The 12,695-nt window shown below is 66.3% G+C and carries 13 protein-coding genes; 6 read left to right on the top strand and 7 right to left on the bottom strand.

Features of this window, described 5'->3' with window-relative positions; translation table 11 throughout:
* Positions 1–21 precede the first annotated feature (21 nt).
* From KQ305_RS09095 to KQ305_RS09075, 5 genes are all read right to left on the bottom strand, one after another.
* Positions 22–363 carry a ribulose bisphosphate carboxylase small subunit gene (locus KQ305_RS09095; RefSeq protein WP_094586905.1) on the bottom strand — a complete coding sequence of 114 codons (342 nt, stop codon included), beginning with the start codon at positions 361–363 and terminating at the stop codon, positions 22–24.
* Positions 364–460: 97 nt separating this feature from the next.
* Positions 461–1,873, bottom strand: coding sequence for a form I ribulose bisphosphate carboxylase large subunit (locus tag KQ305_RS09090; RefSeq protein ID WP_259725088.1), 1,413 nt, complete (start codon positions 1,871–1,873; stop codon positions 461–463).
* A gap of 51 nt (positions 1,874–1,924) precedes the next feature.
* Positions 1,925–2,236 carry a BMC domain-containing protein gene (locus KQ305_RS09085; RefSeq protein ID WP_015107695.1) on the bottom strand — a complete coding sequence of 104 codons (312 nt, stop codon included), beginning with the start codon at positions 2,234–2,236 and terminating at the stop codon, positions 1,925–1,927.
* A 201-nt stretch (positions 2,237–2,437) separates the two neighbouring features.
* Entirely contained in the window at positions 2,438–2,719 is a 282-nt protein-coding gene (locus KQ305_RS09080; protein ID WP_259725087.1) for a P-II family nitrogen regulator, read from the bottom strand.
* 46 nt (positions 2,720–2,765) lie between these two features.
* The gene (locus tag KQ305_RS09075; RefSeq protein WP_259725108.1) at positions 2,766–3,800 is read right to left on the bottom strand and encodes a sodium-dependent bicarbonate transport family permease; all 1,035 of its coding nucleotides are present in this window, start codon (positions 3,798–3,800) and stop codon (positions 2,766–2,768) included.
* A 237-nt stretch (positions 3,801–4,037) separates the two neighbouring features.
* Here KQ305_RS09075 and KQ305_RS09070 point away from each other — a divergent pair, with 237 nt between their 5' ends.
* On the top strand, positions 4,038–4,646 hold the full coding sequence (locus tag KQ305_RS09070) for a non-canonical purine NTP pyrophosphatase (protein ID WP_259725086.1): 609 nt from the start codon (positions 4,038–4,040) through the stop codon (positions 4,644–4,646).
* A 16-nt stretch (positions 4,647–4,662) separates the two neighbouring features.
* Here the strand turns inward: KQ305_RS09070 and KQ305_RS09065 are convergent, their stop codons facing one another.
* Positions 4,663–5,463, bottom strand: coding sequence for a BMC domain-containing protein (locus KQ305_RS09065; RefSeq protein ID WP_259725085.1), 801 nt, complete (start codon positions 5,461–5,463; stop codon positions 4,663–4,665).
* A 143-nt stretch (positions 5,464–5,606) separates the two neighbouring features.
* On the bottom strand, positions 5,607–7,238 hold the full coding sequence (locus tag KQ305_RS09060; protein WP_259725084.1) for a diguanylate cyclase: 1,632 nt from the start codon (positions 7,236–7,238) through the stop codon (positions 5,607–5,609).
* A gap of 208 nt (positions 7,239–7,446) precedes the next feature.
* Between KQ305_RS09060 and KQ305_RS15355 the strand changes: the two genes are divergently transcribed.
* The 5 genes from KQ305_RS15355 (at position 7,447) to KQ305_RS09035 (ending at position 12,659) form a co-directional block, all read left to right on the top strand.
* Positions 7,447–7,977, top strand: a complete 531-nt coding sequence (locus KQ305_RS15355) for a hypothetical protein (RefSeq protein ID WP_311134335.1) — start codon at positions 7,447–7,449, stop codon at positions 7,975–7,977.
* 103 nt (positions 7,978–8,080) lie between these two features.
* Positions 8,081–9,349: a ferredoxin:protochlorophyllide reductase (ATP-dependent) subunit N gene (locus tag KQ305_RS09050; RefSeq protein ID WP_259725106.1), complete on the top strand. Its 1,269-nt coding sequence runs from the start codon at positions 8,081–8,083 to the stop codon at positions 9,347–9,349.
* A gap of 7 nt (positions 9,350–9,356) precedes the next feature.
* On the top strand, positions 9,357–11,003 hold the full coding sequence (locus KQ305_RS09045; protein WP_259725083.1) for a ferredoxin:protochlorophyllide reductase (ATP-dependent) subunit B: 1,647 nt from the start codon (positions 9,357–9,359) through the stop codon (positions 11,001–11,003).
* Between the two features lie 116 nt (positions 11,004–11,119).
* Entirely contained in the window at positions 11,120–12,031 is a 912-nt protein-coding gene (gene bchL, locus KQ305_RS09040; protein ID WP_259725082.1) for a ferredoxin:protochlorophyllide reductase (ATP-dependent) iron-sulfur ATP-binding protein, read from the top strand.
* A gap of 76 nt (positions 12,032–12,107) precedes the next feature.
* A complete protein-coding gene (locus KQ305_RS09035; RefSeq protein WP_259725081.1) occupies positions 12,108–12,659 on the top strand; it encodes a manganese efflux pump MntP family protein in 552 nt (183 codons plus the stop codon).
* The last annotated feature ends 36 nt before the right edge of the window (positions 12,660–12,695 follow it).

Raw genomic sequence — 12,695 nt, 5'->3', positions numbered from 1 at the left:
GGATCCGCTGGGACCGCTGGATCAGCGGCCTTCGAACACGACGAAGCAGGCACCCTGACTCTGGGTGTAGGCGTCGTAGCCCACGAGGCGCACGTGATGGTCCGGGTAGGCCCTGTGGCAGGACTCCAGTTCGTTCACGATCACGCCGAGATCCTTCTCACCGAAGAAGGGCAGCTTCCAGAAGGACCAGTAGGTGGCCATGGAGCGGCTGGGGTGGACGTGCTCGACCAGGGGGCTCCAGCCCTGGGCAATGATGTAGGCGATCTGGTCATAGATCTCGTCCTGGGTCATCGGCGGGAGGAAGCCGAAGGTCTCCAGGGTGGCGACTGTTTGATAGTCACCCACGGTGCTCTTGAAGGGCATGGGGATCCTTGAGGGGAATGGGATGGGAAGCCCAGCTCCGCTGACCGGTGGTTGAACCGTCGGTCAGCGGTGGCAAGGCATGGGGCCGGGTGTCGGCTCAGCCGACGTCGAGTTTGTCGACGGTGTCGAACTCGAACTTGATTTCCTTCCAGGTCTCGAGGGCGATGGCCAGCTCGGGGCTGTGCTTGGCGGCTTCCAGGAGGATGTCGCGGCCTTCCTTCTCGATTTCGCGGCCGGCGTTGCGGGCCTTGACGCAGGCTTCCAGGGCCACCCGGTTGGCGGCGGCGCCGGCGGCCGAACCCCAGGGGTGACCGTGGGTGCCACCACCGAACTGGAGCACGGAGTCGTCACCGAAGATGGCAACCAGGGCGGGCATGTGCCACACGTGGATGCCGCCGGAGGCCACGGCGAAGACGCCGGGCATCGAACCCCAGTCCTGATCGAAGAAGTTGCCGCGGGTGCGATCTTCGGGAATGAAGGATTCACGCAGCTGGTCGATGAAGCCCAGGGTGGTCTGACGGTCACCCTCGAGCTTGCCCACCACGGTGCCGGTGTGCAGCTGGTCGCCACCGGAGAGGCGCAGGCACTTGGCCAGCACCCGGAAGTGGATGCCGTGCTTGGGATGGCGGTCGATCACCGCGTGCATGGCCCGGTGAATGTGGAGCAGCATGCCGTTCTTGCGGCACCACTTCGACAGACCGGTGTTGGCCGTGAAGCCACCGGTGATGTAGTCGTGCATGATGATCGGCTGTCCGAGTTCCTTGGCGAACTCGGCCCGCTCGTACATCTCCTCAGGAGTGGCGGCGGTGCAGTTGAGGTAGTGCCCCTTCTTCTCGCCGGTTTCTTCCTGGGCGAGTTCCACGGCTTCGGCCACGAACTCGAAACGGTTCTGCCAACGCTGGAAGGGCTGGGAGTTGATGTTCTCGTCGTCCTTGGTGAAGTCGAGGCCGCCGCGGAGGCATTCGTAGACCACCCGGCCGTAGTTCTTGCCGGAGAGGCCGAGCTTCGGCTTGATGGTGCAACCCAGCAGGGGACGGCCGTACTTGTTCATCCGGTCGCGTTCGACGCAGATGCCGTTCGGCGGGCCGGGGCAGGTCTTGATGAAGGCCATCGGGAAGCGGATGTCTTCCAGACGCAGGTGACGCAGGGCCTTGAAGCCGAACACGTTGCCCACCAGGGAGGTGAGCACGTTGGTCACCGAGCCTTCCTCGAACAGGTCGAGGGGGTAGGCGATGAAGGCATAGAACGACTCCTTGTCACCAGGGACGTCTTCGATGCGGTAGCAGCGGCCCTTGTAAAAGTCGAGATCGGTGAGGAGCTCGGACCACACAGTGGACCAGGTGCCGGTGGAGGACTCGGCGGCCACGGCGGCAGCCACTTCTTCCTTGGGCACACCTTCCTGGCCGGTGCACTTGAAGCAGGCCAGCAGGTCGGTGTCGAGGGGGACGTAATCGGGAGTCCAGTAAGTGTCGCGGTACTCCTTGACCCCGGCGTCGTACTTCTTGCTCATGGGATTGTTCGGATGGGTTCGGATGAAAAATCAGAGGGTCGGCTTGACCGCTCAGTCCTTCGATCCCAGGCCGAAGCTGCTGTTCAGCGCCGGCTCCACTTCACGGTGGGGACGGGCGATGATGTGGGCGGCCACCAGGCCGTCACCCACGCGCTCGCAGGCGTCGGCGCCGGCGCGGACGGCGGCGTTGACGGCACCGGTTTCACCCCGCACCAGGACGGTCACGTAGCCGCCTCCGACGAATTCGCGACCGATGAGGCGCACTTCGGCGGCTTTGGTCATGGCGTCAGCCGCTTCGATGGCGGGGACCAGACCGCGTGTCTCGATCATGCCGAGGGCGATGCCCATGGTTTCGTTTGCCATTACCTGCTCCTGGAGGAGGGGGGTGGAATGTTCGTGTGCAACCTTGCTCCTCCGTCAAACCCTCCGTCAAGCGATTGGCAGCCCGGCGGCCATCAAGGTTTTGCGATCGGTTGATAAGGACGGCTGATCAGTGCAACATAAAATGCAAGCTTTGCTTGATCGCTGCTTCCGGCGCGGTTGCTGCGGGACCGCCAGCCTGGTTCAGAGGGGCTCGGCGCTCGAGACGAAGCCCACCCCGCCATAGCGCTTCAGCAGGGGCTTCAGGGCCTTGCCCACGGCCGCCAGCACGGCGTCCTCGACGAACACGATCACGTGGGCATTGGCCCCCAGCCCGCTGAAATCCATCCCTTCGGAGATCTCCCCGGACGGCCCCATGCCCGTGACGTGCCGCATCACCGAATAGCCCTTGGCTCCGGCCGCGGTGATGGCCTTGCAGACCCGGTTCAACTCCCGTTCGCTGAGAAACAGATCGATTCGTTTCATGGTGTCGGGGCAAAGGTTTGGCGAGGGGATGGCGTGGGGCCTGGGCTCAGCCGACCGGGATGAAGTGTCGGGTCAGCGCCATGTACAGAGGAATTCCGATCACCACATTGAAGGGGAAGGTGAGACCCAGGGCTGTGGAGATGTACAGGCTCGGGTTGGCCTGGGGAACGGTCATGCGCATCGCCGCCGGCACGGCGATGTACGAGGCGCTGGCGCAGAGCACCATGAACAGCAGGGTGTTGCCCTGGCTCAGGCCCAGCAGGGCACTGACCAGCAGTCCCACCAAGGCGTGCACGGGGGGGGCCAGCAGGGAGAAGCCGATCAGGAAGGCCCCCGTCTGGCGCAGGTCCCGCAGCCGTTGCGCCGCCACGATGCCCATGTCGAGCAGGAAGAAACAGAGGGCTCCGTAGAACAGTTTTTCGGTGAAGGGATCCATCTTCTCCAGCCCCGCCGGGCTGAAGGCCGCCACCACATAGCCGATCACCAGACTGCCGATCAACAGGTACACCGAACCGTTGAGAAAGGCCTCCTGGAGCACTTCCCGCCAGCGCAGACCCCCCCCCCCGTTCTCCTGATCACCGCGGTTCTCCTGGTCCCCGGCGGACTCCCGATCCTCGGCCGGGGCCGAGAGCTTGGCCAGGATCACCCCCACCACGATCGCCGGCGATTCCATCAGGGCCAGGGCCGCCACCATGAAGCCGTCGAAGTTCACCTCCAGAACATTGAGGAAGCTCTCGGCCGTGATGAAGGTCACGGCGCTGATCGAGCCATAGGAGGCCGCGATGGCGGCGGCGTTATAGCCATCCAGGCGCAGCCGCAACAGCAGGAAGCTCGTCAGGGGCACCAGCAGGGACATCACCACCGCCGCTCCGATCGTCAGCAGCACCTGGGGACCGAGGCCGCTGTGGGCCAGCTCCATGCCTCCCTTGAAGCCGATCGCCAGCAGCAGGTACAGGGAGAACAGCTTGGGCAGCGGGGAGGGGATCTCCAGGTCGGAGCCCACCAGTACGCCGAGGATGCCCAGAAAGAAGAAGAGCACCGGCGCTGAGAGCAGGTTCTGTAGGACCAGGCTCGACTCCATCGCCCTCCGGCGCCCAAAGGGTGCTGGCAACCTAAGGGCGAATCTCTCCGTCGCCCGTCAGCGGTCGCGCAACGTTGACTGCTCGCTTCGTCCGATCGGTGGCGAATTCCCTATCGTCCGCCCCGGGGCAGGAACCCTGGAGTTTTCCGGGGGTGGAATGTTCAACCCGTCCTGCCCCACCCCTTCAGCGCCCGCCACACCGCTCTGCACCACAATGGGTCCCCCCGTGGGCCCGGCTTGACCCTCTCCCCTTCTCGCCCGGTGCTGGTGATCGCCAGCGGCAACTCCCACAAGGTGGCCGAGATCACGGCCATGCTTGAGGGGGTAGGTCCGGAGGTGGGACTGGAGGTGCGGCAGCAGCCAAAGGATCTGGAGATCGAGGAGACGGGCCTCACCTATGCGGAGAACGCGCGCCTGAAGGCCTCCACCGCGGCCACCCTCACCGGCTGTTGGGCCCTGGCCGACGACTCGGGACTGGAGGTGGATGCCCTCGATGGCCGCCCGGGTCTGCATTCGGCCCGCTATGCCCCCACCGACCACGAGAAAATCCACCGGCTGCTCAAGGAGCTGGCAGATTCCCTCTACCGCGGCGGCACCTTCGTGAGCGCCATGGCCCTGGCCGACCCCTCCGGCCAGGTCGTGCTGGAGTCCGAAGGGGTCTGCCGGGGGCTGATCCTGCGGGAACCCTCGGGCCATGGCGGCGGCTACGACCCGCTCTTCTTCGTGCGCTCAGCGGGTTGCAGCTATGCCGCTATGGGGGAGCACCTCAAGAGCCGCCTGGGCAGCCGCGGCAAGGCCGCCCGGGCCATGGCACCGGGTCTGAAACGTCTGCTGGGCCTGGACTGAGCGGTACCAGAAGCGATCAGGCCCTGGAACCGGCGTTGATCTGGGCCACGGCGCGCATCGCGGCGGCGGCGGCCTCCTCCACATCGCCCTCCTTGCCCGCCAGGGTGAGGCGGCCGAAGGCGCCGACGGCCTTGACGTCGACCACGGTGATGTTGGAGCCCTTCTCTGCTTCGTTGGCGGCGATCAGCACGTAGCCGGCCGGCTCGGTCTCGAGGATGAACATGCTCATCCCGGCCTGGATCATCGAGCCGCGGCGGTTCTGGCGGTTGATCAGCACGGCATGGTCGGGGGTGATCGCCCGGATGATCTCGGTCCAGGTGACCTCACAACGGCTGCGCAGCTCCACCCGGCTGCCGATGGCCTCCAGGACCACGTCACCGGAGTGGAGGACGTTGCTCTGATCGCGGTGGTACAGAGCCAGGGAACCGAAGGCCCGCTCCACCACCATCTGGCCGAGCCGCACCGTGCTGGCTTTCAGGGCGATGTCGGTGACCCGGTGCACGGCCATCCCCGGTGACACCTCCAGCCACAGGCAGGCATCGCCGGGAATCGGCAGGAAGCCATGGGACACCGTGCCCATGTACGACGCCAGCTGGGGCTGGAGCGAATCCAGGAAGACGTAGGTGCGCAGCTCGATCGACTGCACGTGGCTCGACTGGCGCGCCAGACGCCGGCCTTCGCTGTCGGTGGTGATCACGCAGCTGGGGCCGGAGCTCTCGCCACTGACATCGGTGCCGGTGATGCGCAGGTTCGCCGCCCGTCGTCTGGCGTCCGACCGGTCGTCGCGAAGGAAAGAACGGGCGGGCTGCGAATCCATCACGGCGCCAGGCGCCAACTCCCGGAGAAGACGGTCGTGTCGATCACCGGGGGGGTTGAAGCGCCGGGATCCCTGGCCGCCACCAGGGGCTGTCCAGGACTGGAGGGTACTCCCGGGTGGTTCGCCGCCATAGGTGTTCCGCCCTAGAGGCTGCTCGCGGCAAGATTGTCGGCGGCACAGACCCGGTCACGGCCGGCTCCTTTGGCGGCATAGAGCGCCTGATCGGCCAGGCCCATCACCTGGGAGAAGTCAGATGTCAGCAGGGCTGATTTGGTGCTCACCCCCAGGCTGACCGTGATGCGCCCTCCGGGGGCATCCCCCTTGAGATCGAGCTGCCGCACCGATAACCGGATACGTTCGGCCACCTGAAGGGCCGTGCCCTCGTCGGCCTCAGGCAGCACCACCAGGAACTCCTCACCGCCGAGGCGGTAGGTGTGGTCCTGTTGCCGCACCGACTCCTGCAGCACCCGGGCAAGCGCCTTGAGCACCCGGTCGCCGGCGTCGTGGCCGCAAGCGTCGTTCACGTCCTTGAAATGGTCGAGATCCAGTTCAATCAGGGAATAGCTTCCCGCCAGCTTCTCCGCTTCAAGGGCACGCCGGTTGGCCAGTCCCGTGAGCGGATCGGAGAAAGCCGCGGTGTTGAGGGCGGCCATCTCCTTCGCGTCTGATTGATCCTGCAGAAGGTTGTCCACCCAGGGGCGCATGGATTCGGCGAAGTCCCTCAGCATCCGCTCCATGTCGGGATCAAAGGGATGCTCCGTGCCATCGCCCCGCAGGGCCAGCACCATGGCAGGACGGCCCAGCAGGCAGATGTGGTGCCAGTCGGGGTTCGGCTCCCGTTGCTCGGGATGGCCGTCGCCTGCGCACCAGGTGGTCCAGCCGTCGACGGGCATGTTCACCCCCAGTTCGCAGTCACTGGCCTCACCGGAGGATTCCAGAATGGTGCCCATGGCCCTGACCATGCCCAGGGGACTGCTTTGGTGCATCAGGGCTTCGGTCAGCCGCTTGCGGGCTTCGGCGATGTGGAGCAGGCGCTTCAGGTTCGTGTCCGCATCGGCCAGGCAGTAGACGCCGCAGTCCATGGCACCCAGCCCCTTGAACACCTCATCGACGATCGAGGCGGCCACGATGTGGCCATGTTGGGGAGCGATCCGGCTGATCTCAGGCCAGCGGGAGCGGATGCGGGCAAGACCGGCACTGAGCAGCTCCCGGCTGGGCATGTAGTGCTGGTGGAACGGCCTGGCGTTCTCGATGATGTAGGCGGCGTCGTCCGACTCCAGGATGTTGCTGTCAGGCACGAATCCTCCGAACAGGTCGGAGGAGAACAGGGTGCGACTGAAGGTGTCGTAAGAGACCATGGCCCCCGGGAAGTGCAGGTAGGGCGTCAGCTGGAATTCCAGCCTTCGATCGCCCTGCAGCGGCAGGCACCAGCCGTGCTCCTCCACCAGAAAAGGCTGGAAGCGGTGGCCGTAGTGGCGGATCAGAGCGTTGCCGCGCCATTCGCTCACCATCTGCACGTCGGGGCGTTTCAGCTCCTCCGACAGCCTGGGCAGGGCGGCGCAGATGTCGGGGTCGGGGTGGTGGCAGACGATCCAGCGGATCGCGTCGAGATCAGTGATCCGCCTGAGTTTGGCCAGGGTGCCGTCGATGGTGAGTGGTGAACCCGGGTCGATCAGCACCCCTTCGGATCCATTGGCGATGAAGTAGGCGTGGCACTGAAAATGATCGTGGGCCAGCCGTACCCCCACCCACCAGACGCCGGGGGCGATCTCCACGGGCTCCTCTTGCGCGGCCTCATTGGCGAACGGGGACAGAAGGTCAGAACGTCCGGAAGCCGATAGAGGCGAGCGATCCATGGATGCATCCAGCAACGGCCTGGGGGTGGGAAAGATGCCTCCTTCCCTCTTCACTGTGATGCCATGGAGACCCTTGCGACGCGGAAGGTAACCGATACCGTCCAGGGCACTCCCCGCCTGCGCGATCATGGCCTCCCGGCGCAACGCAACCGCTCCCTCCGCCAACGGATCGTCCCCCGCCGGATCCTCCGAGCAGAGGGCCCCGGCCCCGGGGGCCGCGAGCGAGACCCAGCCCCTGCGGACGTCCCTGGACCAGGACAGCGTCTCAGAATGGATCACCAGGGCGCTGGATGAGGGGGTGAGGCCGGAGCAGGCCCTCGCCTTCATCGGTCTGGGCCTGATGCGGCGCCTTGGCACTGTCGGCGACGACATCCCCGGCGACTGGCACGAGGGAGGTGAGACCGAAAGCCCGGTCGATCTGACGGGCCTGCGGCAGCGGCTCGAGATCACCGACCTGGCCATCCGCACCGGCGCGCCCCTGAGCACCGCCGAAGTGGCCCAGCTGATGGGGGCCCGGCCGGGGGCATCGGTGGTGGAGCGGGGTGGACTCAGGGCCCGTCGCCTGGGACGCAACGTCTGGAAGCTCAGCCGCAGCGCCGATGGGGATCGCGACGAGCGCAGCGCCGGTTTCAGCGAGGGTTTCCGCCGCCGCCTCTGAGCGCTGGAATCCGGACACGATCCCGAAAAGATGTAACGCAGTCGGGCAGCGACCCCGTCCGCCCCGCTAACCCATGGAAGCTCCATACCTGGCGATCCCCTCCATGGGTGTGTCCGCTCCACCGGTTCAGCCTTCTCCCCCGGACATCCTCAAGGAGAGCGGCCAGCGGGAAGTGTTCTGCGGCCTCACGTCCATCGTCTGGCTGCACCGCCGCATGCCCGACGCTTTTTTCCTGGTGGTGGGCTCGCGCACCTGCGCCCACCTGATCCAGTCGGCGGCCGGGGTGATGATCTTCGCCGAGCCCCGCTTCGGCACGGCCATCCTGGGCGAGAAGGATCTGGCGGGCCTGGCGGATGCCAACGAGGAACTCGACCGTCTGGTGAAGGATCTGCTGGAGCGCCGACCCGAGATCCGCACCCTCTTCCTGGTGGGCTCCTGTCCCAGCGAGGTGATCAAGCTCGACCTGGCCAAGGCGGCGGAGCGGCTCAGCACCCAGCTGCTGGGCCGGGTGCGGGTGCTGAACTACTCCGGCAGCGGCATCGAGACCACTTTCACCCAGGGGGAGGACAACGCCCTGCTGTCCATGCTCCCCCTGCTGCCCCGCTCCGACGAGGAGCAGCTGCTGATCGTGGGCACCCTGGCCGATGCGGTGGAGGATCGTTTCCGGCTGATCTTCGAGCGGCTTGGCATCAGCACGGTCCGCAGCCTGCCGCCGCGCCGCTCCACCGATCTGCCCCCCGTCGGCAAGGGGACGCGGGTGCTGCTCGCCCAGCCCTTCCTGAGCGCAACGGCCCGGGCCCTGCAGCACCGGGGCGCCACCCTGCTGAGCGCCCCCTATCCCTTCGGCGTGGAGGGCAGCCGCGACTGGATGGCCGCCGCCGCCACCGCCTTCGGCGTACCCACGGCCCACTTCAACGCGGTGCTCGACCCCCTCGTGGAGCGGGGTCGCCTGGCCCTGGCTCCCCATCGGGAAGTGCTCGCCGGCAAGCGGCTGTTCCTGCTCCCCGATTCCCAGATGGAGATTCCCCTGGCCCGGTTCCTCAGCCGTGAATGCGGCATGGAGCTGGTGGAGGTGGGCACCCCCTACCTCGATCGCCAGTTGATGGCCGCCGACCTGGCCCTGCTCCCCCCCGAGACCCAGCTCAGCGAGGGCCAGGACGTGGACCTGCAGCTGGAGCGGGTGCGGGCCGCCCGCCCCGACCTGGTGCTCTGCGGCCTGGGCCTGGCCAATCCCCTCGAGGCCGAAGGCATCGCCACCAAGTGGTCGATCGAACTGGTGTTCAGCCCGATCCACGGCTGCGACCAGGCTGGTGAACTGGCCGAACTCTTTGCCCGCCCCCTGCGGCGCCGGGCCCTGCTGCAGCTCTCCTGAAACCCCCATGGAACTGACCCTCTGGACCTACGAAGGCCCCCCCCACGTGGGTGCCATGCGCATCGCCACCTCCATGGAGGGGGTGCACTACGTGCTCCATGCCCCCCAGGGCGACACCTACGCCGACCTGCTGTTCACGATGATCGAGCGGCGGGGCCTGCGTCCCCCCGTCACCTACACCACGTTCCAGGCCAGGGATCTGGGCGGTGACACCGCCGAACTGGTGCAGCGCTCGATCCGCCAGGCCGTTGAGCGTTTCCAGCCCGAGGCGCTGCTGGTGGGTGAAAGCTGCACCGCCGAGCTGATCCAGGACCAGCCCGGCGCCCTGGCCGGGGGGATGAACCTGGGGGTGCCGCTGGTGAACCTGGAGCTGCCCGCCTATTCCAAGAAGGAGAACTGGGGAGCGGCCGAAACCTTCTACCAGCTGGTCCGCACCCTGCTCAAGGGCGAGATGCCGGCTCCGGGCACCCCCAAGCCCTCCCCGTCCCGCTGGCGCCAGGAGGGCCGCCGTCCCCGGGTCAACCTGCTGGGCCCCAGCCTGCTGGGCTTCCGCTGCCGCGACGACGTGCTGGAGATCACCCGGCTGCTGGCCGAGCACGGCATCGATGTGGCGGTGGTGGCTCCGCTCGGGGCCCGGCCCGCCGATCTGATCCGCATCCCCACGGCCGATGCCAACGTCTGCCTCTACCCCGAGGTGGCGGGCCCAGTGTGCAGCTGGCTGGAGCGCAGCTTCGGCCAGCCGGTGGTGCGCACGGTGCCGATCGGCATCGGCGCCACCGCCGCCTTCCTGCGGGAGCTCCATGGCGTGCTCGACCTGGCGCTTCCGGCCGACCTGCAGGAGGTGGAGGGGCAACCGAGCGAGGCCGAGCGCCGTTCCCGGCTGCCCTGGTATTCCCGCTCCGTCGATTCCACCTACCTCACCGGCAAGCGGGTGTTCATCTTCGCCGATGCGACCCACGCCATCGCCGCCGCCCGGATCGCCTCAAAGGAACTGGGCTTCCAGGTGGTGGGCCTGGGCAGCTACAGCCGGGAGCAGGCCAGGGAGGTGCGGGCCGCCGCCGCCGAGCTGGGCCTTGAGGCCCTGATCACCGACGACTACCTGGTGGTGGAGAAGGCCATGGGCGAGGCGGCGGCAGAGCTGGTGCTCGGTACCCAGATGGAACGCCACAGCGCCAAGCGGCTCGGTCTTCCCTGTGCGGTGATCAGCGCCCCCCTGCACGTCCAGGACGTGCCTGCCCGTTACTCCCCCCAGATGGGCTGGGAGGGGGCCAATGTGATCTTCGATTCCTGGGTGCACCCGCTGATGATGGGCCTGGAGGAGCACCTGATCGGCATGTTCCGCCACGACTTCGAATTCGTCGACGGCCATCGCAGCCACCTGGGCGACGGCGCCCCGACGGCGGCGGGGACAGGGGAACCCGAGGCTGCTCCTGCCACCCCGGCCCCCGCTCCCGGTACCATCACGGCCGCCGCCGCCGTGCGCGAGGCACTCGAGAGCCTCTGGACAGCCGACGGGGAGGCGGAACTCGCCAAGATTCCCTTCTTCGTGCGGGGCAAGGTGCGCAAGAACACCGAAGCCTTCGCCCGCGAACGGGGCCTGGAGCGCATTGATGCCGAAGCCCTCTACGACGCCAAGGCCCACTTCAGCCGTTGAGGGCCTCTCTGGCGATGTTTCGGTTTGCGTGATCCCCCGCCAGCCGGGATCCGATCTGAGCAGGCTGTTTCCTTACGAGTGATCTGCCGGTGCGCCGGCTTCCCCTTGTTCTCCCTATGACCACCACACTCACGGCTCCCTCGAGCACCACCGCGAACCCCCGCGACGATGGCGAGGGCAGCCTGCAGGTGCATCAGGACGCGTCGATGGCCATCGAGGAGGGGGCGCTGGTGATCGCCGTCTACGGCAAGGGCGGGATCGGCAAATCCACCACCTCCTCGAATCTCTCCGCCGCCTTCTCCAAGCTGGGCAAGCGGGTGTTGCAGATCGGTTGTGACCCCAAGCACGATTCCACCTTCACCCTCACCAAGAAGATGGTGCCGACGGTGATCGACATCCTCGAGACCGTCGACTTCCACACCGAGGAACTGCGGCCCGAAGACTTCGTCTTCGAGGGCTACAACGGCGTGATGTGCGTCGAGTCCGGTGGCCCCCCGGCCGGCACCGGCTGCGGTGGCTACGTGACCGGCCAGACGGTCAAGCTGCTCAAGGAGCACCACCTGCTGGAAGACACCGATGTGGTGATCTTTGACGTGCTGGGTGACGTGGTCTGCGGTGGCTTCGCCGCGCCGCTCCAGCATGCGGACTACTGCCTGATCGTGACCGCCAACGATTTCGATTCGATTTTTGCCATGAATCGGATCATGCAGGCCATCAATGCCAAGGCCAAGAATTACAAGGTGCGCCTTGGCGGGGTGATTGCCAACCGCTCGGAGGAGACCGACGAAATCGACAAGTTCAACGAGCGCACCGGATTGCGCACCATGGCCCACTTCAAGACCGTCGATGCGATTCGCAAATCACGGCTCAAGAAGTGCACCATCTTCGAGATGGAGAGCACACCGGAAGTGGAGGCCGTGCAGCAGGAATACCTGAACCTGGCCCAAAAGATGCTCACCGACGTGGAGCCTCTGGAGGCCATATCCCTCAAGGATCGGGAGATCTTCGACCTGCTCGGGTTCGACTGAACGCGCTGCCTTTCTGAGTCAGCCAGGAACCCCTCCCAGGAGCTGTCGCTAGGCTGAGGCGAGATGCACCTGCGGAATGATCCTGGAGCTACTGCTGTTTACGGCGGTGCTGAGTGTGGATTCGTTCTCGGCGGCCATCGCCCTGGGATTCCGGCACTTCTCCTGGCGACGGGCGTTGTTCTTTGCCCTCAGCTCCGGCCTCTCGGAAGGGCTGGCCACGGCGATCGGGTTTCTGCTCGGCCGCGTCGCCCGCAACCTGATCATGGATGTCGACCACTGGGTGGCCTTTGCGCTGCTGGTGGCGGTGGGGGGCCACATGTGTTGGACGGCCTACAGGGATCAACACGACGGAGGTGGTCAGGAACAGGAGCTGAAAGTGCACGGACCCTGGCGGATCCTGTTTGTCTCCGCCGTCACCAGCATTGATTCGCTGGGAGTTGGTGTATCTCTCGGCATCGTGAATAAGCCCATCGGTATCTACTCCATGGCCATCGGTGTGGGGGCTTTCGTCTCCACCTACCTGGGCCTATTCCTGGCCCGCCGGCTCTCCGGACGGCTGGGCAGCAAGGTGGAAATGCTGGCCGGTTTGGTGCTGATTGCGCTGGGGATCAAGATGCTGTCGATCTAGAGGCTGTCTTCGCACAGCACAGCGCTACCCCCAGCC

The organism is Synechococcus sp. CS-1332, from assembly GCF_025127995.1.
GTDB lineage: Bacteria > Cyanobacteriota > Cyanobacteriia > PCC-6307 > Cyanobiaceae > Cyanobium.
This window is presented reverse-complemented; position numbering and strand designations above follow the sequence as displayed.